The organism is Gammaproteobacteria bacterium (assembly GCA_041395445.1).
GTDB lineage: Bacteria > Pseudomonadota > Gammaproteobacteria > Xanthomonadales > Marinicellaceae > NORP309.
On the sequence record JAWLAO010000004.1, the window covers coordinates 117685 to 141702 of the forward strand.

23 protein-coding genes and 1 riboswitch are annotated in these 24018 nt (G+C 38.0%); of the genes, 15 read left to right on the plus strand and 8 right to left on the minus strand.

All coding sequences use genetic code 11. The annotated features are described in order from the left end of the window. Nucleotides 1-107: 107 nt before the first annotated feature. Together R3F25_08525 and R3F25_08530 are read right to left on the minus strand one after the other, a co-directional pair. Entirely contained in the window at nucleotides 108-1469 is a 1362-nt protein-coding gene (locus tag R3F25_08525) for a DUF697 domain-containing protein (protein ID MEZ5496862.1), read from the minus strand. Next, entirely contained in the window at nucleotides 1408-2847 is a 1440-nt protein-coding gene (locus R3F25_08530; protein ID MEZ5496863.1) for a GTPase, read from the minus strand. The genes R3F25_08525 and R3F25_08530 overlap by 62 nt, the downstream gene beginning before the upstream one ends. A 65-nt stretch (nucleotides 2848-2912) precedes the next feature. On the opposite strand from R3F25_08530, the gene R3F25_08535 reads away from it, so the two are divergent. Both R3F25_08535 and tsaD read left to right on the plus strand, forming a co-directional pair. Then, nucleotides 2913-3482: a DUF3365 domain-containing protein gene (locus tag R3F25_08535; GenBank protein ID MEZ5496864.1), complete on the plus strand. Its 570-nt coding sequence runs from the start codon at nucleotides 2913-2915 to the stop codon at nucleotides 3480-3482. A gap of 7 nt (nucleotides 3483-3489) precedes the next feature. Next, nucleotides 3490-4530: a tRNA (adenosine(37)-N6)-threonylcarbamoyltransferase complex transferase subunit TsaD gene (tsaD, locus tag R3F25_08540; protein MEZ5496865.1), complete on the plus strand. Its 1041-nt coding sequence runs from the start codon at nucleotides 3490-3492 to the stop codon at nucleotides 4528-4530. A 16-nt stretch (nucleotides 4531-4546) separates the two neighbouring features. Here the strand turns inward: tsaD and xth are convergent, their stop codons facing one another. Then, entirely contained in the window at nucleotides 4547-5314 is a 768-nt protein-coding gene (xth, locus tag R3F25_08545) for an exodeoxyribonuclease III (protein ID MEZ5496866.1), read from the minus strand. 146 nt (nucleotides 5315-5460) lie between these two features. Here xth and R3F25_08550 point away from each other — a divergent pair, with 146 nt between their 5' ends. Next, nucleotides 5461-5670, plus strand: a complete 210-nt coding sequence (locus tag R3F25_08550) for a hypothetical protein (GenBank protein MEZ5496867.1) — start codon at nucleotides 5461-5463, stop codon at nucleotides 5668-5670. A 636-nt stretch (nucleotides 5671-6306) separates the two neighbouring features. Here the strand turns inward: R3F25_08550 and R3F25_08555 are convergent. Both R3F25_08555 and R3F25_08560 read right to left on the minus strand, forming a co-directional pair. Next, complete coding sequence (locus tag R3F25_08555; GenBank protein ID MEZ5496868.1) at nucleotides 6307-6861, minus strand: hypothetical protein; 555 nt, start codon at nucleotides 6859-6861, stop codon at nucleotides 6307-6309. Nucleotides 6862-6885: 24 nt separating this feature from the next. Continuing rightward, nucleotides 6886-8079: an RHS repeat-associated core domain-containing protein gene (locus tag R3F25_08560; protein ID MEZ5496869.1), complete on the minus strand. Its 1194-nt coding sequence runs from the start codon at nucleotides 8077-8079 to the stop codon at nucleotides 6886-6888. A 34-nt stretch (nucleotides 8080-8113) separates the two neighbouring features. Here R3F25_08560 and R3F25_08565 point away from each other — a divergent pair, with 34 nt between their 5' ends. Further along, a complete protein-coding gene (locus R3F25_08565; protein ID MEZ5496870.1) occupies nucleotides 8114-8677 on the plus strand; it encodes a DUF1287 domain-containing protein in 564 nt (187 codons plus the stop codon). Here R3F25_08565 and R3F25_08570 read toward each other — a convergent pair whose 3' ends face one another. Next, on the minus strand, nucleotides 8678-10528 hold the full coding sequence (locus R3F25_08570; GenBank protein ID MEZ5496871.1) for a TonB-dependent receptor: 1851 nt from the start codon (nucleotides 10526-10528) through the stop codon (nucleotides 8678-8680). It lies immediately after the preceding gene. A 31-nt stretch (nucleotides 10529-10559) separates the two neighbouring features. Beyond that, a riboswitch (cobalamin riboswitch) is annotated at nucleotides 10560-10780 on the minus strand. A gap of 143 nt (nucleotides 10781-10923) precedes the next feature. On the opposite strand from R3F25_08570, the gene R3F25_08575 reads away from it, so the two are divergent. Genes R3F25_08575 through R3F25_08595 form a run of 5 tightly spaced genes read left to right on the plus strand, consistent with a single transcriptional unit; the run spans nucleotide 10924 to nucleotide 15438 of the window. Continuing rightward, on the plus strand, nucleotides 10924-12009 hold the full coding sequence (locus R3F25_08575) for a DUF2891 domain-containing protein (GenBank protein MEZ5496872.1): 1086 nt from the start codon (nucleotides 10924-10926) through the stop codon (nucleotides 12007-12009). Further along, nucleotides 12002-13222, plus strand: a complete 1221-nt coding sequence (locus R3F25_08580) for an Nramp family divalent metal transporter (protein MEZ5496873.1) — start codon at nucleotides 12002-12004, stop codon at nucleotides 13220-13222. Before R3F25_08575 ends, R3F25_08580 begins: the two co-directional genes overlap by 8 nt. Before the next feature lie 2 nt (nucleotides 13223-13224). Further along, nucleotides 13225-13929 carry a 5-oxoprolinase subunit PxpA gene (gene pxpA / locus R3F25_08585; protein ID MEZ5496874.1) on the plus strand — a complete coding sequence of 235 codons (705 nt, stop codon included), beginning with the start codon at nucleotides 13225-13227 and terminating at the stop codon, nucleotides 13927-13929. Continuing rightward, nucleotides 13920-14600, plus strand: a complete 681-nt coding sequence (gene pxpB, locus R3F25_08590) for a 5-oxoprolinase subunit PxpB (GenBank protein ID MEZ5496875.1) — start codon at nucleotides 13920-13922, stop codon at nucleotides 14598-14600. Before pxpA ends, pxpB begins: the two co-directional genes overlap by 10 nt. After that, entirely contained in the window at nucleotides 14590-15438 is an 849-nt protein-coding gene (locus R3F25_08595) for a biotin-dependent carboxyltransferase family protein (GenBank protein MEZ5496876.1), read from the plus strand. Before pxpB ends, R3F25_08595 begins: the two co-directional genes overlap by 11 nt. A gap of 85 nt (nucleotides 15439-15523) precedes the next feature. On the opposite strand, the gene R3F25_08600 is transcribed toward R3F25_08595, so the two are convergent. Then, the gene (locus tag R3F25_08600; GenBank protein ID MEZ5496877.1) at nucleotides 15524-16147 is read right to left on the minus strand and encodes a hypothetical protein; all 624 of its coding nucleotides are present in this window, start codon (nucleotides 16145-16147) and stop codon (nucleotides 15524-15526) included. A 270-nt stretch (nucleotides 16148-16417) separates the two neighbouring features. On the opposite strand from R3F25_08600, the gene parC reads away from it, so the two are divergent. From parC to trkA, 6 genes are all read left to right on the plus strand, one after another. Continuing rightward, nucleotides 16418-18652, plus strand: coding sequence for a DNA topoisomerase IV subunit A (parC, locus tag R3F25_08605; GenBank protein ID MEZ5496878.1), 2235 nt, complete (start codon nucleotides 16418-16420; stop codon nucleotides 18650-18652). 50 nt (nucleotides 18653-18702) lie between these two features. After that, nucleotides 18703-19425: a hypothetical protein gene (locus tag R3F25_08610; GenBank protein ID MEZ5496879.1), complete on the plus strand. Its 723-nt coding sequence runs from the start codon at nucleotides 18703-18705 to the stop codon at nucleotides 19423-19425. Nucleotides 19426-19497: 72 nt separating this feature from the next. Further along, nucleotides 19498-20139, plus strand: coding sequence for a rhomboid family intramembrane serine protease (locus R3F25_08615; protein MEZ5496880.1), 642 nt, complete (start codon nucleotides 19498-19500; stop codon nucleotides 20137-20139). Between the two features lie 15 nt (nucleotides 20140-20154). After that, nucleotides 20155-20478 carry a DUF1820 family protein gene (locus tag R3F25_08620; protein ID MEZ5496881.1) on the plus strand — a complete coding sequence of 108 codons (324 nt, stop codon included), beginning with the start codon at nucleotides 20155-20157 and terminating at the stop codon, nucleotides 20476-20478. Continuing rightward, on the plus strand, nucleotides 20475-21806 hold the full coding sequence (locus tag R3F25_08625; GenBank protein MEZ5496882.1) for a sigma-54 dependent transcriptional regulator: 1332 nt from the start codon (nucleotides 20475-20477) through the stop codon (nucleotides 21804-21806). Before R3F25_08620 ends, R3F25_08625 begins: the two co-directional genes overlap by 4 nt. After that, nucleotides 21803-23179 carry a Trk system potassium transporter TrkA gene (gene trkA, locus R3F25_08630; protein ID MEZ5496883.1) on the plus strand — a complete coding sequence of 459 codons (1377 nt, stop codon included), beginning with the start codon at nucleotides 21803-21805 and terminating at the stop codon, nucleotides 23177-23179. Before R3F25_08625 ends, trkA begins: the two co-directional genes overlap by 4 nt. Nucleotides 23180-23196: 17 nt before the next feature. On the opposite strand, the gene R3F25_08635 is transcribed toward trkA, so the two are convergent. Further along, nucleotides 23197-24015, minus strand: a complete 819-nt coding sequence (locus R3F25_08635) for a general secretion pathway protein GspB (GenBank protein ID MEZ5496884.1) — start codon at nucleotides 24013-24015, stop codon at nucleotides 23197-23199. Nucleotides 24016-24018 lie beyond the last annotated feature (3 nt).

Genomic DNA, 24018 nt, shown 5'->3' on the forward strand with positions numbered 1-24018 from the left:
AAATATAAAAAATTTAGCTGAAATCGTGATTTTTTTGAAAAAAAGGAGGTTTTGAACCTTTTCTGGCTCAACTAACAGAGTTAAAGTGAGGTGGTAAAGTTACGATCTTATTTCTTTTGAATGCGTTGCAGTATCTGATTTCTTGCTTCCAGTAAAATTGAGTCTTTATCCAGATTACTAACAATTTCTTTAGCGATTTTTTTAGGACCTTGTTTGCCCCATGATTTACCTCGAATGAAATATTGCTCTGCAATTTTTCCAACCAGGTAGGTTGCGTAGTAGGCAAGAGCTCCTTGCGTTCCTGCCGTTAACGTGGTGGAAAGACCAGCACTCATGGTTTTTAAAGCAGAAGAAAGTAAATTGACTCCCCAAACAGCTCCCATCAGAGCCGCAATTTGAGCCATGATTGTGAGTGCCAGTTTGGATGCTTCTTTACCCACAATCGGTAAACCGTAAACTTGAGACAGTTTACGAATCATAGCGACATCCAGTCCGGCTGCAATCAGCAAATCGGCAACAGGCACAGGATTAAAAGCCACACCAACACCTTTGGCTATGCTATAGGTTGTGACGACTTTTTCGGCAGCATTAGCTTTTAGTTTGGTTATTTTTTCACCAATTTTGCCGGAAATTTCACCGGCGAATATGCTGGCATTGAGCGCTGTCAGAGTTTTCCCATCTTTCTCGAGAATATCCCAAATGCGTTGTTTAACCTCGTTGACATCAATTTCGGGAATCACTTTTTCGCGAGTTTGCTGACCGTGTTGATCTTCTTTGATAAATATCTGAGGATTTGGATCAGCACTTGAGAATACGATGTTTTCCTCAGAAACAATTCCTGAAGTTTTTTCTTTCAATGATAATTTCAGATCTTTGAGCTCGTCATCTGTGTATAAGTCTGATTTATTCAGAACTAAAATAATTTGGATATTGGGTTGCGAGATTAGTTTCAACTGCGCAAGCTGAGACTGCGTAATGTCGCCATCAACAACAAACAAAATAATATCAGCAATTTCTGCCGTTGCATGAGCCAATTTTTCTCGCTGTTCACCGGTCACTTCATCGGTACCGGGAGTATCAATAACAACCATAGATTGTTCGTTGTATTGATTCCAGCTCAGGCTTTGTTGAGTTTTTGTTTCGCCGTGTAAAGGACTGGTTTTGAATGCTTGTTTGCCAATCAAAGCATTTAGAAGCGAAGACTTTCCCGAACTGACTTTTCCAACGGCAACAATATGAACTTGCTGCTTTTCTAATTTATCAATGAGATGTTGAACTTGTTGGTACTCCTCACTCAGTTGCATACGAACACTTGCAGGAATATGTTCATCATTAAGCAACTCTCTGAGACTGTCCAGAGTTTTATCCGTTGCACTATCGGCAACTGTCTCATTGATATTTTTGGGCTTATTTGTCGATTTTGAGCGCCATTTTCGCCAAATCTTTTGCCAGCGTTTGTGCAGGTCCAAGTAAGTTTTCCTCAAATTTTTGTTGGGTTGCGACAGCATCCAGCTTTCCTAAAGTGGATACAGACTCAAGTACGGCATTTCCCAATGCGTTAAAAATCATTCCATAAGAGACGGCATGGGTGACGCCTCCGACAGCTGTTCCCACACCCGGAAAAGCCTTTAAAGCATTTCCGGCAACAGCGAGTATTAAGGACACAGATGTTCGTAATTTTCCGCCGGTCATGCGAATGATTTGATCGATCTCCATTTGTTTGGGTGAAATCTGATACACACCACAAATATTCTGTATCATTTTAGTTGCCAATGTTCCCTGAATGACAATGTCCGAGCCCGGAGCAACTGAAGCCATAGCACCGAAAACAGCTTTTTTGGTGTAATCATTGATAATATTAATGCCGGTTTGTTTGTTAAATTCTGACTCAGCATCATTGAGCTTTTTCTGAGTCAGCATCAGCATAGATGCATCTCGAAAACGATGTAAGATCTCAGGGTTATTGGCAACAACCTCTTCAATAGAGCATAGCAACGGTTTGATATTTGCTTCACGAGTAACCACCGATTTATGTTGTTTCCCTTTAGAATCCTGATAAACCAGTGTTTCCATTCCGCCTGTCGAAATAATGGCAACCGGATATTTTTTCTCTGTTTTTACCTTTAACTCTTCAACAATTTGAATTTGTTCTGAGTCAGAATATCTGTCCGCCTTGTTAAAGGCAATGACCATTGGCTTTTTAGTATTTCTCAGTTTACTAATCACTCTCATCTCAGTTTGAGTCAAATCCGAATCGGTTAAAAAAACCACAACATGCGCTCGTAAAGTTTCCTCTATAGCCAGTTTTTCAGATTCATCATCGAAATCATCAAGACCGGGTAAATCTATAATTGCTAAATTTTTATATTGATACACCTCAATGGACTTGGTTGTTCCGCCTAAAACATGAGTTTGTATCTGTTGCTCAGGCAATAAAGATTTAATAAAGCTGCTTTTACCGGAAGAAACCGTGCCGTAAAGTGCAATATAGAAATTTTCTTTACTACGCCGTTTGTCTAACTCTTGCAGTTCCTTTTCCGCTTCTGTAACATCAACACCTCTTTGAGCTTGTTGTATTAAACTCTCACGCAATGACGATTCATCAATGGGCTTGAGCTTTTGTTGTTTGACAGGTTTGGTTCTGACAAAAACAAAATAGAGATAAACCACCAAAAATGCAACCAGCATTATGACACATGCATAAAGAACCGAAACCCAAAGCGGTGCTTCTTGCAGATAATGCCAGATGCTCAGCAATTTTTCAGTTACAAGCAGAACTAGCAACAAAACAGCTATGGCTACTATGCCAATCAAAATGGTAAAAATTGATTTTGAGTTAAATTTCAATTTAAACTTTCATGCAAAAACATTATTATGTGTTTTTTAACAGTTTTTTTAAAGTGAAAGAAGTCATGAAGCATAGTTTGGTTGTTTTACTCATTATATTTGTCTCTGCCTGTGGAAAAAACACTATCAGTTACCAGGAAATCGGTGAAAGAACACACCAAAGTAAAGAAGTTGCTAAAAAATTTGGTATGCAGTTGAAAGCTAAACTTCAAGCAGCAATGAAAGAAGGTGGTCCAATCAATGCCATTTCAGTTTGTAACGAACAAGCTCCATTGATAGCCAAGCAATTATCCGACGAAACTGGTTGGGATATTCACAGAACCAGTCTTAAACCTAGGGCAACACAACCGGATGTGTGGGAAAAATCAATGCTTGAAGATTTTGAGAAAAAGTTATCTAAAGGTGATTCATTCGATATGCTTTTTGCACAAGATGTTGTCAAACATAACGATAAAGCCAGTTTTCGTTTTATCAAAGCAATAGAAACTGAAAAGGTTTGTTTGGTATGCCACGGAGAAAACATTGCTGATCCAATCAAAACAAAGATTTCAGAACTGTACCCAAATGACGTGGCAACCGGCTTCAAAGAAGGCGATATTCGCGGAGCATTTAGCATTATACAACCGCTGGAATAGACGATAAATGAAAGTTCTGGGAATCGAAACGTCCTGTGATGAAACAGGTATTGCTATTTATGACACCGAGAAAGGTTTAATTGCCGATCAGCTTTATTCACAAATTGAGTTGCATGCTCAATTCGGAGGAGTTTTCCCGGAAGTTGCTTCCAGAGATCATATCAAGAAAATTGTCCCATTAATCCAAAATGCCTGCCAACAAGCGGGTATTAACCTAAGTGATTTAGATGGAATCGCATACACAACCGGTCCAGGGCTAATTGGAGCATTGCTTGTTGGCTCAAGTGTTGGTTGTTCATTGGCTTGGGCTTTGGATTTACCTTCTGTTGAGGTTCACCATATGGAAGGGCATTTATTGGCACCGTTGTTGGATGATGAAAAACCGAAGTTTCCCTTTGTTTGTTTATTGGTTTCCGGTGGTCACAGCATGTTGGTTGATGTTCAATCCATTGGCAACTATCAAATCTTGGGTGATACCCTTGACGATGCGGCGGGAGAAGCTTTTGATAAAACCGCAAAGTTATTAGGATTGGGTTATCCCGGCGGTAAAATTTTAGCTGAACTCGCAGAAAAAGGAGATAAGAAGCGATTTAAGTTCCCTCGCCCGATGATGAATCGTCCGGGATTGGATTTTAGTTTTTCGGGATTAAAAACAGCGGTCAGGCTCACATGGATGGAAGAAATCGAACATCCGCAGTTTAATAAAGAAAAAGACGAAGAAAAACTCAAACAAGACATCGCAGCCAGCTTTCAAGAAGCGATTGTAGATACATTAGTTAAAAAGTGCCAAAGAGCTCTCAAACAAACAGGTTATAAAACTCTGGTCATTGCCGGAGGTGTGAGCGCGAATATCGAATTGCGTTCACGATTAAAACAAATAGAAAGCAAGCTAAAAGTATCCGTATCATTCCCGCCACTCAAATACTGTACCGATAACGGAGCAATGATTGCTCTTGCCGGTGCATTAAGATTACAAAGAAAACAAGAACATAACAATAAAATCAGAGCCTTTCCAAGATGGAGCCTTGAAACATTGCAAAAAGCATAAACCGACCTAATGAGCCTTAATAATCAAACTCGGCAACAACAGGAGTGTGATCAGATGGTCTTTCCCACTTGCGTGGTTCAACATCAATATAGGCAGAAGTCAGCATTTCCGACATGGTTTCGCTGGTGAGAATTAAATCGATTCTCAATCCCATGTTTCTTTGAAATCCACCCATTCGATAATCCCACCATGAATAAAATCCGGCTTCATCATGCATAAGGCGGAAACTATCATCAAACCCCAAATCAAGGATATCATTGAGTTTCTGTCTTTCATCATCAGTACAAAGAATCTTGTTTTTCCAGTAGATTGGGTCGTGAACATCACGGTCATCCGGTGCGATGTTGAAATCCCCCAAAACCACAACATTCTCATAGTCCTGCATTTGTGACTCTATGAACTCTGTCACTTTCGACAGCCAATTCATTTTGTAGGTAAATTTATCCGAACCAGGTTCTTTACCATTGACTACATACAAATTAATAACACGAATGTCATCAATAGTTGCTGCCAGAATCCGGCGTTGAGGATCATCTAAGCCTTCAATATCTGTTACAACATCGCTGGCAGGAGATGAACTGATAATTGCAACTCCGTTGTAAGTTGGTTGCCCTGAGTAAACCACATGAAAACCAGCATCAGTTATTTCTTTTTCAGGAAAATTTTCATCTTTCAACTTGGTTTCTTGAATCGCTAAAACATCGGGTGAGTTTTCACTGCACCATTGTAAAACGTGTTCAAGACGGACTTTCAGAGAATTGACATTCCAGCTGGCAATTTTCATATAGGCTCTTTTTTTAAACTGTGCCAACTTTATCACAAATTCATTTTTTATAAAATAATAGGATAAAAAGCCGTTAAAGGTGGGATATAACATATGAAAACTTTTGCAGTGCATTGCCTGTCAAGTTTTATTTTTGTCGTGTCGTTTTGGAGAATAAAAGAGGTTCAATACCTAATGAAATACCAGATGTTTTCCAACGCTTAAACCTCAATCCTGACACATGGATGGATGAACTCAAAGCTTTTCGATCCAAACACAAAACAGCAGTTGGAACTCTTCAACAGCTAAGAGATTTTTGTAGTTCAGTTGGTAAATCCTTCAGGTTTGGAGTTCAGCTCAAACCTAAACTGGAATAGTAAAAAATCACAAATTTTCAATCCGGCTTCCTCAAGCTGAGGGATATTTTTGTCTCAGATAAGGCAAATTTCACAAATTCCCTCACAAATTTCATAAACACATATCAATAGTCAAAAATATTAGAAAAACAAAAAGAAAAACTGGCTAATTATCTAATGAATCAGCCAGTTATCATATAAAAAATCTTTCTTATCAAATGCGTGTCCTGTATTTTTTTATTCTTAACAAATGCGTGTCCCATATTGCTTCTTCACTAGAAAATCAATTGAAATTTATTTTTAATATGTGTATGTCCTTTATACTTTCACTGAATTATTGAGTTTTGGACAGGACACAATTACATTCCTATATATAACATCGCGATATTAGTAACTAAAAAAATAAATAACAAATAAAAACTAATAACTTTTTTATCAAAAGAGGTTCTTTTTTTTGATATATAATTTATAAACCCATCTATTACAACAGCCAAAAAAGTACCAATATAGAGAGGTATTCCAATAAAAACCACAAGCCTAATATCGTCGTGGCTATTTGGGTTATGAGAATCTATAATTATACCTAATAAGATAGGTATTAAACACATACCATAAACTAATCTATAATTCCCCAAGGATTTGTATATTTTTTCAAAATTAATCATTATTTGTAAACTTTAGTTTAACTCCTAAATCATCAATACTTTCAATAACTGTAGCTGCTTCATTTTGAATTTGTTGGTCGATAGAATCGTTTATTGAATTCCGTACATATTTTGCTGACATGTCAAACTTTGAATCAAGAGCATCAATTAACAGACCATCGGACATACCCTCTCCCCAACCTGGCACTTCTGAAAATCCATTTAGCAATCTTAAGGTTTTAGTATCGAACAAACCTAATACTGTACTAAAATCTTTACCAACGTCAATATTTTCTGGTCTTAGATTTTTAAATTCACCACTTGTATCTTCATTAAATAATTCAGATAACAACTCAAATTCAATCTTGTCTTTTCCTCTCGGGTTTGAACTTGAACAATAACCAGCTTTTATTGAACAATATGTTTTAGTTTCAGATTTAAATATTTCTTCTAGTTGAGTTTGTTTAATTTTTATTTGCTGAATTCTATTTGCCATTCTCACCTTGAAAGCAGGATCATTCTCAGTAATTCGTCCAGATTTTATACCGAACTTATATATTCTTTTCATTGACATAATACTGGTTTGCAATTCTTATCTGGATATATAAAAGTTAAGGTCAGTGGTATGTCCCTCTGATAAGCCATGACCAGTTATTTCTGTAAATGCCATTGCCTCAGGATCATTTATACTGTCTTTTGGGATATGATAACCAGAGTCTTTGCCTGGATGCTCTGAAAGGGCAAAATGATAAATGGTTTTTGCAAGGTTTGTTTGAAAATAGTCAACTGCTTTAACTGTGTATTTGACAAATGAATTTGTTAGTGCATGTAAACCTCTATTGTTTTTTCTTGTATAATCTCGACTATAGTCTATGAATGAGGTTGACACACTTTTAGCATCATACTTATCCACTTTATCAGGATATTGTGCCCCCAAGGCAACAATAAGAGAGTCTATTACATTTAATCCAGCAGCTCTTGAATCCAAATATTCATTATAGAAATGAGCAGCTTCATCACCTTCACCTGTTGGATCAACAAAATAGGTTGGATTATTGGCTGTATAATTATATCTGTGTAAGCTCGGAGGATTTTCAGGATTGCCGAATAACGGGTCTTCTCTCAAGAACCTGGCAGTGTTTGAGTCATAGTATCTGGCATTGGCGTAATAAAGTCCGGTGTCATCGTCTTTCTGATATCCGGTAAAGCCAAAGGGTTGTTCGCTGCTTCCGTCCTGGGTCAGCAGATTGCCGTAGGCATCATATTCATAACGGGCTTGGATAGAGCCATCAGTATTGGTCACTGCAACATTTGTGGAAAGTGAATCGACATGATAGAAGCTGTTGGTATTGTTGCGGGTTTCTGCCAGTTGATAACGGTTGCCGTAGTGGTATTGTGCGAGTGTGTTGCCTAATGTGTTGGTTTCGGCAATAAGGGTCAGTCCGTCATAGATATAGCGTTTTTCGCTGCCATTGTTTTGCTGATTGACTCGCTGACCGGAATAATCATATTGATAACTGATGGGTGGTGCGCCACCGATGGTTATGGATTTAACCCGCTGACGGGCGGTGTAATTGAATGTAGATGTGGTGCCGTTTTCAGTTTTTTCTGTTTGGTTGCCGGTTTCATCATAGGAGTATGTTGTGTTTAAGCCATTGGTGTCAGTGATAGAGACCAGTTGGTCACGGTTGTTGTAACCATAGGTTTTGCTGTTGGCATTGGCTCTTACGATGCAGGTGCCGATGAGTATAACAGTGATATAATCTTCAGTTTGGCTTTGAATCATTGAACCTTGTATAGATTTATTGTGTCGAAGCAGCATGAATAAGATATTTTTAATGCTGCTTCTGCCTTTTTCAATTCTCGCGCAATCCAGTTTAGTCGATTCCGCCAAAGAGCGTCTTAGTCATTTCGTCATTTACGATGGAAGTTATCAAAAAATTGCGTATCCCAATGGCGATGTGGATGCCAATAAAGGAGTTTGTACAGATGTGGTGATTCGCAGCTATCGTGCTTTAGGTGTGGATTTACAGCAATTGGTTCACGAAGATATGAAACAAAATTTTTCAGCTTATCCCACAATTTGGGGATTAACCCGACCTGACTCCAATATTGATCATCGCCGAGTTCCCAATTTGGAAACATTTTTTAAAAGACATGGCGAATCACTTGTGACTTCGCAAAATCCAACTGATTACAAACCCGGGGACTTAGTTACTTGGCGTTTGGATAACAATTTGCCACACATAGGTGTTGTTAGTGACGTTCCATCCGAAGCAGACCCAAACCGCTATAAAATTGTTCATAATATCGGTTTAGGTCCAAAGCTGGATGATATGTTATTTGATTATAAAATAGTCGGACATTTTCGTTACAAGCAATAACTACTTTCTCCACTCCAACGTAACATATCCCGACGCTCCCGGCGTGTTGTAGCCATTAACCAGCTGATACTCTTCATCAGTCATATTTTCAAGTCGGAGAGCGAGTTTCCAGTTATCATTAAAACGATAAGCAGCTCTTAAATCAATAACTGTATAATCTTGCAAGGTCACACCGTAGTCCTCTCTTTGTGATGCATAACGCAGAGAAGAGCCTATTGAAAAGTTATTTAAATATCTATCAAAACTGATATTTAGTTTTTCATCAGGGCGGCGCAACAAAGCTTCTCCTGTATCTTTATTTTCAGCATCTTGAATCGTCGCATTGGCGTTTAATGACCAGTTTTGGAAATTCAATCCATAATTGATTTCCAGCCCTTTAATTCTGGATTCTAAGATATTTACCGGCTTGAAAGTCGGACCTTGATAGTCAAACAAGTTATCAATTTCATAGTGGAATATATTGATTGCTAAATTTTGATGAACTGACAATTTAGCTTTCAAACCAATTTCAAAATGAGTTGATGTTTCGGGTTTTAAGTCAGGATTGCCTTCAAAACTATAAAAGTTCACAAACTCATCCAACTCCGGCGAGTAGATAATCAATTGTCCTGATGGTGAATACAAAGCATTCATATCCGGTGCATGAAATGCCGTTCCGGCTGAAAAATTGAATCGAACCTTGTCATTAAATAGATAAGCCCAATCCAAATTGGCAGTCGTATCAGCTCCGTAGGTATTGTTATCATCATATCTTGCACTCATTGATAACGTATTTTGCTCGAAGTTACCCAACCAATTGGCAAAAAAAGCTTTATTTGTACGAGATTCGGCATAATTGAAGGGACTCACCAAATGATGAATATAGCGCGCATCTTCCTCTTTGTATGAGAGACCAAGCCCGACTTTATGATTTTCTATTTGTTTGTTAGCCAACCAATCAACACTCAACCGTTCAGTATTGTAACCATCTGAAAAAACTTTGGTATCGATGGTATTTTTATTTCTGCCAATAGCTATTTCAGATTTCCATTGAGAAAAAAGTTCTCCTTGCCAAACCAAACGACTCACTTGTTCCGTATTTTTAGAGTGACCGACATTAAATGAGGAATCAAAGTCAACATCACCCCTAGTTTCAAAATGTTTCAATGAAAACTGACTACCTGAATCCATTGTATAAGTAGAACCAAAATTGATACTTTTGTTTTTATAGCCATCGTCATCAGGATTGTAGCCATAAAGATTGTTTTCGTTCGTTGCCGAAAAACCATTTGACTCCTGATAACCTAAAGATAAAGAATATTGAAACTTGTCCTTTGAATTTCCAAGTGCTAAATCATAGCTTTGACTGTCATAACTGCCACCAGTCATTCTGATGGATGTTCCTTGTTGCTTCCGAGTAATAATATTAATCACGCCACCAATGGCATCAGTTCCGTAATAACTCACTCTGGTGCCTCTGACAATTTCAATTCTTTCAATTTGCGAAACCGGTAAATGCTCCCAGGCAAAACTTCCGGTTGCAGTCGAACCGGATTGCATGCCGTTAATAAGAACCAGCACATGATTAGAGTTTGTTCCACGCATGAAAACACTCGTTGCGCTACCAAAGCCGCCGCTTCTGGCGACATCAATTCCTGCTTGCAGAGACAAAATATCAAGAATATCTTTCGATTGCAGATTGTCAATTTCATCCCTGTCAATAACTGTTACAGATGGAATCACATCCTCTCTGCTTTGCTCATATCTGGATGCCGTAACTACGGTTTTATCTTGCTGATAAACTTCTTCAGAATATAAACTTTGTGAAAAAGTAATAGATGCCAAAATTGGCAATAAGTAGGGGTTTTTCATTGTAGTTCTCCATCGCCCACCGCGATATTAAAAAGTTAATATGGAAACAGGCAGGTCTCCGGACTCATTACATTGCACTTAACCCTTCCCGGTTTTTTTCAACCAGTGGTTTTGTTAAGCGTGCAGTAAATTACCGTTACGGGGGTAGTTCCGGAATAGGTCGCAAATAATAATTGAAAGCAACCGCACCGGTATTCCCTTTTCACCGATGTTTGAGGTACAAACATCGACACCTGTTCAATTTTTGACAATAGCCAAGAGTGCATTCTAGCCATGGAAACAAGATATAACAAATCAAAAACCCTGTTTTTGAAAAATAATTAATTTGTTGCTTCGTCAGTTATTTTTTAATCCAAATTGAGTTATGATTTAATCTGTTTAAACGACTTGTCTTTATGAAACTTCAACTTTTTACTTATCTTGTTGTGTTTTCCTCAACAATGTCAGCAAACTCAAAACTCACAACCATGGATATTCAAGCAGCCAACCGTTTAGCACAAATGCCTTTAGGTTGTGTTGAAGTGGAATATCCGAACAAACTCAACCAAGTGATTGGGAGCAATGATGATCTCAAATCTCCCAAAGATTTACATCCGGCATTTTACGGATGTTTCGACTGGCACTCTTCAGTACATGGACATTGGTCGATGGTTTCTTTATTGAAGAACTTCCCTGATGTTGCAGGAAATGAAACTATGAAAGCAATTCTGAAAAAAAACATCAGTAAGGAAAACATAGCAAACGAAGTCGAACATTTTCATGGTCAGCACAACAAATCATGGGAACGAACCTACGGATGGGCATGGTTGCTGAAATTAGCAGAAGAGTTGCATTCATGGAATGATCCACTTGCCAGAGAATTGGAAACCAACTTACAACCGCTAACTGAGTTAATTTCGCAGCGTTTTGTCGAGTTTTTACCTAAATTGTATTATCCAATTAGAGTCGGAGAACACACAAACACCGCTTTTGGAATGTCTTTTGCCTATGATTATGCGGTTACACTCGAAGATGAAAGTTTAAAGAGTATGATTGAGCAAAGAGCCAAAGACTTTTATCTGACAGATAAGGATTGCCCGATAACATGGGAACCCAGTGGTTTTGACTTTCTGTCTCCTTGTTTACAAGAAGTGGATATCATGCGTAAAATTTTATCCAAAAACCAATTTGACAAATGGATTCAGAAATTTTTACCACAACTGAAAAAGAAAAAATTTAGTATAGCTCCGGGAATTGTATCGGATCGCACAGATGGCAAATTGGTTCATTTGGATGGAGTGAATTTTTCTCGTGCCTGGGTGTTATATGCGCTTGGTAATCAATACCAAGACTATAAACATTTAACCTCACTGGCAGATACTCATGTTAGTAAGTCTCTGCCTTATGTTGTCGGCGATAGTTATGAAGGTGGTCACTGGTTGGGAAGTTTTGCTATTTATGCTTTAAACAGCTCCACACAGTCTCCAAAAGATAATGAATAAATCCGGTAAATTCGGCCCTGGAGTTCTGGTCGCAGCCGCTTTTATTGGTCCGGGAACGGTTACAGTTTGTACACTTGCAGGAGCTCAACATGGTTTTGTGTTGCTCTGGAGTATGGTGTTTTCAGTCATCGCAACGATTATTTTACAAGAAATGTCTGCAAGGCTTGGTGTGGTCGCCAGATTAGGAGTCGCACAGGCAATTCGTCAGGAAATCAAAATACCGGTGTTAAGAACAACTGCAATCATTTTAGTAATGTCCGCTATTCTGGTTGGCAATGCCGCTTATGAAGCGGGTAATATCAGTGGTGGCGTTTTGGGATTAGAAACCTTAAGTGGAAAATTACAAGTCTCAATCGGTCAGTTTTCATTGAATCTTTACAGCATTATAATTGGCGTTGTTGCATTCTTAATTCTTTACAAAGGCAGTTATAAAGCGATTGAAAAGACATTGATTACCTTGGTTTTAGTAATGAGTTTTGCTTTCGTTATCACCGCAATTATGACTCAACCTAATGTCGCAGAAATGCTGAAAGGTTTGGTTATCCCTTCCTTTCCTGAAGGAAGCCCGATGATAATTATCGCCCTGATTGGCACAACCGTTGTTCCTTACAATTTATTTTTACATGCTTCTTTGGTGCAGGAAAAGTGGCAATCTGCTGAAGATTTATCCAAAGCCCGCACCGATACTGTGGTTTCTGTGTTGCTTGGAGGGTTGATTTCTATTGCGATAATCATTAGTGCAACGGCGATGCAAGGTGCTGAAATCAGCAATGCCGTTGATTTAGCTAAAGCCTTAGAACCTGTATTTGGCAGTTTCGCCAAATATTTGTTGTCGATCGGATTATTTGCTGCCGGAATCACCTCTGCCATTACTGCTCCTCTGGCCGCTGCTTATGTTGCTGCCGGATGTTTTAACTGGAACGCTGATATCAAGTCTGAAAAATTCCGCAGAGTTTGGATTATCATTCTACTTCTGGGAATCATCATTTCGTCGTTTGGTTTTAAACCCATAGAGATTATCAAATTTGCACAAATTGCCAACGGCATCTTACTACCGTTTATTGCCGGATTTTTATTGTGGCTGATGAGCCGAAAAGAAATTCTGGGACAATATGTCAATTCAAAATTACAGAATAGCATTGGCTGGTTGATTGCATTAGTGACCTTGGTACTTGGGTTAAAATCTTTGGGTAAAGTGTTTGGTTTGATTTAGTTATGCAAATTGACATCAACTGTGATTTAGGCGAAGGAATTGGCAATGATGCAGAGCTAATGCCTTATCTGGGTTCCTGTAATATCGCTTGCGGAGGACACTTTGGTGACAAATCCAGTATGTCAAAAACCATATTGTTGGCAAAGAAACACAATGTAAAAATAGGTGCGCATCCCTCTTTTCCGGATAAAGAAAATTTCGGGCGAAGAATTATAGAAATCTCTAATAGCGATTTACATCAATCTTTATATCAACAACTTTCAGAGTTTAAACAAATCTGTGTAGAGCACGATGCTAAGATGCATCATGTCAAATTGCACGGAGCTTTATACAATCTCGCTGCACGTGATGCAGAAATTGCCGCTCTCACGCTCGATGTTTTTGCTCAAATTCAACCCGATGTAAAAATATACGTTCCATATAATTCGGCGATTGCACTTTTAGCAGATGATTATTTTCCGATAGTTTATGAAGCGTTTGCAGACAGAAGTTACAATGCTGATTTGAGTTTGGTGAATCGCAATCACGAAAACGCAGTCATAACCGATAAAATAGCGGCTTTTGAGCAAGTTTCCTCGATTTTAAAAACTAACAAAGTCGAAACCATTGACGGGCAACAGGTAACAATCTATGCCGAAACATTTTGCGTTCACGGAGACCAACCAAACGCACTGGAAATTCTCAAATATTTGCATCAATGTCTGTAATCATTCAACAATTTGGCGAACGAGGGATATTGCTTTCCTGGCAACAAAAAATTGATGAAAAAACTAGTAAAAAAGTTCATTTTTATAATCAAAGAATTAAAGATCAACTATCCGATTTCATCATCGAAACTGTGACAACTTATTGCAGTTTGATGGTACTCATTAAGCAATCGCAAAACTATCACTTTGTTAACATTGTTAAAATGGAAATCGAAAAAATAGTTCTCGAAACTCCCAAGTTTGAAACAATAGAGAGCAAATTTTGGAAGATTCCGGTTTGTTACGATTTGTCTTTGGGTCAGGATTTACAAAGTTTATCACAGCAGAAGAACTTAACGATTGATGACATTATCAAACTCCATTGTGAACCTGTTTATACTGTTAGTTTTATCGGTTTTCTTCCCGGATTTCCCTATTTACAAGGGCTTAATCAAAAGTTAATAACTCCTCGATTATCTACACCAAGATTATCAGTTGCAAAAGGCTCTGTTGCTATCGGAGGTTCACAAACCGGAATTTATCCGCAACAAAGTCCCGGTGGTTGGCATATTATTGGACGAACACCACTTGAATTTTTCAACACAAAAAAAAGCACTCCTTGTATTTTACAACCAATGGACTCCATTCAGTTTTATCCTATCAGTTTAGAGGAATTCAAAGATGTCCGTTGAAATCCTTGCACCGGGTGTGTACAGCACCATTCAAGACCAGGGAAGATTTGGTTTCAGAAATATCGGCGTGCCGGTGAGTGGTTTTATGGATAAAACCAGTGCCAAGCTGGCGAATTCTTTACTGAATAATGAACTGGATGCAGCCGTCATTGAAACTTTAGGGATGGGGCTGAAATTGAAATTTCATCAGCGAACTTATATTTCAATCTGTGGAGCTCAATGTGATATAACAATCAATCAAAATCCTGTTTCTCAAAATAGTGTTCTGGAGGTTCGGCAAAACGATATTTTACACTTCGGCAAAGTACAAAAAGGAATCTGGTGTTATTTGTCCATTGCCGGAGGCTTCCAAGCTGAAGTCGTTCTGTCCTCTAGAAGTTTCTTTCAAGGAATCACAAAAAAATCAAAATTGGAAAAAGGTGATAGGATTAAAACCTTATCCTCAACTCAACCAATTTTAAATCGCACAAAAGTAAAGCCACAATCGCGATCAATTGATAATCCCATTGAAGTTTTCAAAGGGCCTGAGTTCAATTCATTAAACAGCCAAACCCAGAGCTACATAGCAAACTCCTCTTTCCAAGTATCAAAAGCAATCAACCGTATGGCTTACAAACTGGAAAAAGACCACAAACTCTCCGCCAAAGAAATCATCACCTCACCGGTTCAACCCGGAACAGTTCAACTCACACCAAGCGGTGAACTCATTGTTTTGATGCAAGACTGCCAAACCACCGGCGGCTACGCCCGAGTTCTTCAACTCACTGAACAATCTCTCAGCAAACTGGCACAAATTGGTTCTGGTGAAAGTGTTGAGCTTTTATTGATTGAGTTTTAATTTCTAAATATAAAACTCTTAATCGGTGTTTGATATAGCTTCAAGTTATTAATCAAAAAATAGAGCTATGTTTTAGTTATAGTAATCAAATGGTTGTATAGAGAGTAAATACCTGTCCGTTTGAGTCTTTTTTTATCTCCATGATATTATTTTTTAAAAAGAAATCTGTCATGTCTGTACTACAATCTACGAGTTTCTTATATTGACTGAAGTAAATATGATTATGAGGTTGTGTGTTTTTATCAAAGAATAACTTACCGTCATCCGTATAAATTGCCTGAATTAATTTATTAGCAACAAGTATATCCAGAGTGTCATCGAAGATACCCATGTTGTAATTTAGGAATTCATCAATATAATAGTTCTTCAATTCGCTATACTCAGAGTGAGAAGAGTTTATTCTTATTTGTAACAACAGTGATTTGACAATATTTATTAAGTTTTTAGGTATTTTTATTTTTCTCAAGTCACTATCTATGTTGTATTTGTATATTAATTTCTGATGCAAGCATGTGATGTTCAAGAATAATTTTCGTACTTGATTTTTTTGCAATGTGTGTGTTGACTTGACGTGAGTATTCGACCCCTGAAATTCTTGATAGAATATTAATTCTGCAAATTGACCACACCATTGTCGAATAACTTTTTTGGTGCTTTCCAACGATAATTTAATGGTATTGTGAGTTTTTATAAATATTATTTTGTACATTGTATTAATTTTCTTCCTGTCGCACACATTCTAAATGTTATTAATAGCCAGATTGTAAATGATAATGATTATCATTTACAATAAAAATAATCTGAATTCTTTTTAATGGGTACCAAAATTAATCTAATGTTTCTTGGTAACTGAGTTTCGTTACTTAGTTTAGCGGGATAACTTTTATAGAATGACTTCCTTTTAATGTATTTTATTCTGTTAGTGTTACTATCTTTTTTACCTAAGTGTAAAATGAGCTTTTTCAAATTTTCGGAATAAATGTCAAAAATACTCGATTTTGAAATCATGCCGATGGGCGAATATGCGGAGAAAGCCTATTTGGATTATTCTATGTATGTGGTTCTCGACAGGGCTTTGCCATTTGTTGGCGATGGGTTGAAGCCGGTTCAACGGCGAATTGTTTATGCCATGAGTGAACTGGGTTTATCAGCCAAATCCAAACATAAAAAATCTGCTCGTACCATTGGTGATGTGATTGGTAAATACCATCCTCACGGTGATTCTGCCAGTTATGAGGCGATGGTATTGATGGCACAACCGTTTTCTTATCGTTATCCATTAGTTGACGGGCAAGGAAACTTTGGCTCACCGGATGATCCCAAGTCTTTTGCAGCGATGAGATATACCGAATCTCGTTTGACAGCTTATTCCAAATGTATGTTGCAGGAAGTTCCTCACGGAACAGTGGATTGGCAGCCTAATTTTGACGGCACACTTCAGGAACCAGTATTTTTACCGGCAAGATTGCCCAATATTTTACTCAATGGTGGTTCAGGAATTGCTGTGGGAATGGCAACGGATATTCCTCCTCATAATTTAAGAGAAGTTTCGGCAGCATTATTCCAACTTCTTGACCACCCGGATTCAACCATTGAGGATTTATGTCAACATGTTCAGGGACCGGATTTCCCAACCGATGCTGAAATCATCACGCCTCGTGAGGAAATCATTGATATTTATACCAATGGAACAGGCAGTATTCGCATGCGTTGTGTGCATAACAGAGAAGATAAGAATATTGTTATCACTGCTCTTCCTCACCAAGCCAGTCCAGCAAAAGTGATGGATCAGATTGCCGCTCAGATTCAATCCAAAAAACTGCCAATGATTGAAGATTTGCGTGACGAATCCGATCATGAGAATCCGTTCCGTTTGGTGATTATTCCACGTTCGAATCGTATTGATTATGAAGGGTTAATGAGTCACCTCTATGCAACCACAGATTTAGAAAAGACTTTCAGAGTTAATCTCAACATGATTGGTCTGGACAAACGTCCGCAAGTTAAAGATTTGAAGAAAATATTGCAGGAGTGGTTAATTTTCCGAACGGAAACAGTGCGCAGACGATTGCAATTTCGCCTTGATAAAGTGGAAGCTCGTTTGCATATTCTGGAAGGCTTATTGATCGCTTATCTGGATTTAGACGAAGTCATTCGTATTATTCGTGAAGAAGAAAATCCGAAAGAAACATTAATCGCTACGTTCAAACTCACAGATATTCAGGCTGAAGCCATTCTTGAAACTAAATTAAGAAATCTGGCGCGATTGGAAGAGATGAAAATTCGCACCGAACAAATGGAGTTGATGGCAGAAAGAGACGAGCTTTCAGGAACTTTAAAATCACGAGCCCGATTGAAAAAACTGATAAAAACAGAAATCATGGAAGATACTGAGCTTTATGGTGATGAACGCCGAAGCATGATTGTTAACCGTGAAGCTGCTAAAGTTTTTGATGAAACCAGTATCGTTCCAAATGAGCCGAATACCATTGTTTTATCCAAAGCCGGTTGGGTCAGAGCCGCCAAAGGGCATGATATTGACGTAGCCAATCTCAGTTACAAAGCCGGTGATGAATATGCTCATCATGCGCGAGGACGAAGCAACTTGAATGCGGTTTTTCTCAGCAATGACGGACGTTCATTTTCTCTGCTATCCAATACCTTACCTTCTGCGAGAGGACAGGGCGAGCCTTTGACGGCAAAATTCAAGTTGCCGGAAGAAAGTTATTTTGTAGCAACTGTTTGTGAACAGCCGAACAGTATGCTTTTACTGGCAAGTTCTGCCGGATATGGTTTTGTGACAGAAGCTGAAAATCTCTATTCGAAAGTCAAAGCCGGCAAACATATTATTTCTGTTCCCAAAGGATTTACCGCATTACCTCCCAAAGTCATAAAAGATGTCAGTAGTGATTATATTGTTTGTGCGGGAAGTGCCGGTCACTTATTGGCTTTTCCGGTGCATGAATTACCGCAACTGGCGAAAGGAAAAGGCAACAAGATGATAAATATTCCGCCAAAACTACTTAATTCCGGAGAGGAATATATGGTTGATATGTTGGTCATTAGTGAAGACGATTCTTTCCTTGTTTGGTCAGGAGCTCGTTATATTCGCATCAAGTGGAAAGATTTACAAAACTTCCTCGGCAACAGAGCCAAACGCGGGAATTTATTACCTAAAGGTTTCAGAAATATCGACAAATTAGAAAAAGAGTAACTTTTTGAAAAGTTGATTGTCTGACAAAGTAATTGGCGTGAGAAAGTTTTATGGGTAAAAAATTATTTATTGCTTTAGTTCTGATTTCAATTGCATTTTTTTTCTATTGGTCGATGGGAACAGAGAAAAGGATTTCTAATTGTATTGATAAACTCATCGCTGATAACAACTTGCAGAACATAACCTCCAAAACACAAAATCGTGGGAAATTCCCGATACTGGAAGGCGAATTAACTAAAGAGCAACATAAGCATTTGATTAGTCAAATTCAACAAACTTGTGATGTAGCAGAGGTGCAGGACTTTATTAAAGTTGTCGAGAATGAAGCCCCCTTATTTGCCGAGTTGAATATTCAGATTGATAGTTTTAATCATATTATTTATCTTCGTGGTGTCGTGAATGATAAGAGAGAACATGATGATATTATTGAAAATGTTATGGCTGTTTCTCCTGACTATACACTCTCACACCAAATTTATATTGATGATGGAGTTAAAAAAATTGAATTTGCCGAGAATATTGCATTACTTATTCCTGCAATCTCTGAAATCAAATACTCCGATATTACAGTTTCGGAGAATCAAGTCATTCTCAAGGGTTTAATTCGGGATAAAATTAGATTCGACGAAACAATGAGTCAGCTCAATGAACTTTTAGCTGACAATTTTGAAATCATCAATCAGTTAGAGTTGGGTATTGAAACAGAAATTGAAATTGAAAATCTGGAGTTTGAGAAACCCGAGCTTCCTGAATTGGACTTTAGAAATAATTAATTCGACCGGAATAAGCAAAAATCATATAAATCATGTACTATACCCGTGTGTTTTAAGTGTCGAAGATAACTTTTGCTTAAATTTAGAGACAAGAAAAAAAATCGTTTCCCAACATTCTCACTGATTATCTGGATAGTGACGTTGGCTGTAATGGTTTCCTCCTATTTTTTTCATCAGAAGGGTTTCCTCAATGAAACCTTTGCCATAAAGCCTAATGAAATTATTAGTCAAATTAAGAGTCAATGGCTTTATTTGCTAAAACTACTCAGTTCGCTATTTGTACATGGAAGCTGGAAACACTGGTTTGGAAATATGATTTTATTTCTGATTATTGCTTTCCCTTTGGAAAAGAGAATTGGCGGCTTTTGGTTTTTACTGATTTATTTCACTGCCGGTTTTGCCGGGAACTTGTATTGTATTTATTACCTTTCCGGTTCTGAGAACTATCTCATCGGGGCTAGTGGAGCCGTTTCAGGAATACTGGGGGCGTGGATTGTTTTATTTCCTTCGTTGAAAATCAGTATTATAATACCCATCGGATTTTATATGCAGAAAGCGGAAATCCCTGTACTTCTGTTATCTCTAATCTGGTTAGGAATCCAGATTGTTTTGCAGCTTGTCAGCCCACTGGATTATTCCATTGTTTGGATTAGTCATGTGGTCGGGTTTATAACAGGTTTTTCTTTGGCCTGGCTTTATAGAATTGCTAATTAGGAGTAGAATTAAAGCATGAATGATGAGATTCTTTATAAAGTAATATTTTATTGTCGATCCAAGATATATGAGCTGTACGCCAGAGATGTTTTCTCAAGTGAGTTGTACGGTTTTATTTATGTTGGAGAGTTGGTTTTTGATCAAAACCAAAGCATTGTGATTGATCCTGCCGAAGAAAAGCTTCGTGAAGAATTTAAAAACATCAATGTTTTACACCTGCCAATGCAAAGTGTTATCCGCATTGATGAGGTCAAGAAAAAACAAGCCTGTAAAATTCGGGAAATCAAAGATGGTGAAAATATTATGCCATTTCCTGTCATGCCCAATATTTCAAAATGAAACAGGAACACATTTTAATTGTTGATGATGAGCCGGATATCAGGAACCTGATTTCTGACATCCTCGCGGATGAAGGCTATTCAGTTGCCACTGCTGCCAATGGAGAAGAGGCAAATCAACAATTAAGTATCAGTTCTCCGAGTCTTATTTTGTTGGATATCTGGATGCCGGATATTGATGGTATCAGCCTGATGAAAGGTTGGTTGGAGAAACAACTGGTAGCAGCTCCAATTGTTATGATGTCCGGACACGGCACAGTAGAAACAGCCGTCGAAGCAACACGCCTTGGAGCTAAAGATTTTATCGAAAAACCATTGTCATTGGCAAAACTTTTACAAACTGTTTCCAGCACAATTGAGCAAAACAAAACTGAGACCATTATAGAGAAAACTCAGATTATTGAACCAATTGGGAATTCAGCAGCAATTCAATCCGTGCGCTCGAAGCTGGAAAAGTTGTATCAAGCCAAAAACAATCTGCTTATTGAAGGTGAGTACGGAACCGGAAAAAACTCTATCGCCTTATTAATCCATGAAAAACGAAATGGCAATAACAGTCCATTAATAAAGTTGGACGTTGATACCTCTGTCGATGAACTGGAGAAAAAATTAACCTCACCCTCAGGGCTTTTTGTTCAAGCCCAAGGAGGCACATTGGTATTAAACAATATTGAGCGATTGAATAATGAGCAACAAAAACTATTGACATCATTCTTAAAGCACAAACAATTCACATTGTTTGGTGAAAACTCAGTCCAAATGATAAATTTTGGACTCATTACAATTAGCCAAAAAGAAATAAGTCGTGAAGTTGCAAATGGCTATTTTAGTCCTCAATTGTTTGAAATATTAAGTGAAGTTCGATTAAGAATTCCTTCGCTCAAAGAAAGGCCTGAAGATATTCCCGAATTATTAAATTATTTTGTAAATACTTTGCCGGATTTAGAGAATACACCTTACCGGAAAATGTCATTTGCGGCGCAAAACTTATTACGAAACCATCAGTGGAACAATAATATTCTTGAGCTAAAAAATACCGTCAGGAAGCTACTTCTTCTTGGAGGAGATGGTGATATCAGCAAAGAAGAAGTGGAATCTTTACTGGAACAGAACAAATTAGAAGCCGGTAACCAAGGAACAAAGAGTTGGTATCATTTACCACTACGAGAAGCTCGTGATGAGTTTGAAAAAGATTATCTCCTTCATCAACTTGAGGCTGTTGATGGCAGAGTTGGCAAATTAGCTGAAGTTGCCGGAATGGAAAGAACTCACTTGTATCGCAAATTAAGAGCGTTGAATATCAACCCTAAAGAAGTGGGTAAATCATGAAGATATTGGTTTTAGGAGCCGGACAAGTTGGTTCATCCATTGCAGAACATTTATCGAAAGAAAAGAACGATATTACGGTTGTTGATACCAACCTTGAAAAACTTATGGATATGCAAAACAGGCTTGATTTAAAAGCCGTTCATGGTAATGCGTCTCATCCAAGTGTTTTGACTCGTGCCGGTGCCGAAGACGCTGATATGGTGGTAGCTCTGACGAATAGTGATGAAATCAATATGGTTGCCTGTCAAGTATGCCACAGTATTTTCCACACCCCATTAAAAATTGCTCGAGTCAGACAGTCGGAATATCTCGATTATCCGGAGTTATTCAAATCCGATCACATGCCAATTGATGTTTTTATCAGTCCGGAAAGACTGGTTACCGAGCATATTCGTCGCCTGATTGATTATCCCGGAGCTCTTCAAGTCATGGACTTTGCTCAAGGGTTGGCCCAACTTGTTGGCGTGGTCGCTGATGATGAAGGTCCGTTAATAGGACATCAATTGCGTGAAATTCATAATTATATGCCAGAGGGTGTGGATGCCAGAGTGGCTGCAATTTTCCGTGATAATCAGGCCATTTCACCGGATGGTGATACGGTTATAAAAATCAACGACATGGTGTTCTTTTTTGCCGCCAAAAAAGATATTAAACTGGTCATGCAAACTCTGCGTCACGCAGATCGCCCGGTTAAGAAAGTGATTCTTGCCGGAGGTGGAAATATTGGCTTTAGTCTGGCAAAAATGTTGGAAAAAGATCACTCAATCAAGGTCATTGAAAATGATAAAAGGCGTTCCCGATTTATTGCAGAAGAATTAACTAAAGCACTTGTTATCAAAGGCGATTGCACTTCTGAAGAAATATTGTATGAAGAAAATATTGATCAAACTGATATTTTCTGTGCGATTACAAATGATGATCAAACCAATCTTTTATCTGCATTAGTAGCTAAAAAAATGGGGGCAAGTAAAGTTCTTACTCTGATCAGCAGTCATAATTATGCACAATTGCTGGAACGAGACCAAATAGACATTGCTATATCTCCGCAACATATCACCATCGGTGGTTTGCTTGTACATGTCAGAAAAGGCAACATGGCTCGAATTCACTCTTTAAGAAACGGTGCTGCCGAGGCTATTGAAGTGATTGCTCATGGCGACTCGATGACTTCAAAAGTTATCGGTAGAGAGTTGCAAGACATCAACTTACCACCCGGCACAACTATTGGTGGTATTATTCGAGGCAATCAAGTTATCATTGCTCATAGAGATGTTGTCGTCGAACATGAAGATCATATCATTTTGTTTGTTTCTGACAAACGAAACATCAATGATGTCGAACGACTTTTCCATGTCAGTCCGACATTTATGTAATAAAACCTTAGAAATAATTACAGTTTAGGAATCAAAAACTTCTGTCCGTTAAAGTCCAGAACCAATCCTTCCGGCACAATATCGTGTATCAACAGAGTTTCTTCAATCAAATCTCCAATTTCATAATTTTCACCATTCACAACAACCAATCGACTCTCCTTATTTTGGTCGTAAATATGAATATTAAGTTTGATTTTCGGAATTTCTTTACGGATATTGAAAGGTAACTGATACACAAAGGGATATTCCTGCTGTTTAATCATTTCAGGAACTTCTTTAATAACAGACTGTTCGTTTTGAGACTTAATAGGTTGAGAATCAACTAGCGAATCATTATTGTCAGATTCTTTATTTGGCTCAACCTTTGGTTTTTGAGCAGAATCATTTTTTATTTCAGCTTGCGCCCTATTTTCTTCCGCTTTATTATTTTCAGGCTTTTGCTTAGCCACCACAGCTTGATCTGGATTTTGAGACTGGCTCACCGGTTGTTTCTGATTCAGTTGCTTTTTGACCTCTTCAGAATTTGGTTTGGCTTTTTTATTTCCATTCGCCAAACGATTGTTCTTTATATTTAATTTATTTTCTTTGGAAACTTGTTGTGCTGTTTGATTTGGAGTTTCGATTAGTTCTGACTCACCTGTATATTCAATTTCTCTAAAACCGAACCAATATGTAACAAATACCGAAATGATGATAAAGAATATCCAAAACAACAATCTCAGGTTGCCCGTTTTTGAATTTGAGGAGGAACCAAATTTAAACCCATCTAACGAACTTTTTTCATTATCGTTACGTTGATTGGAAGATTTTTTTAAAGAATCTAATATTGTTGACATAAT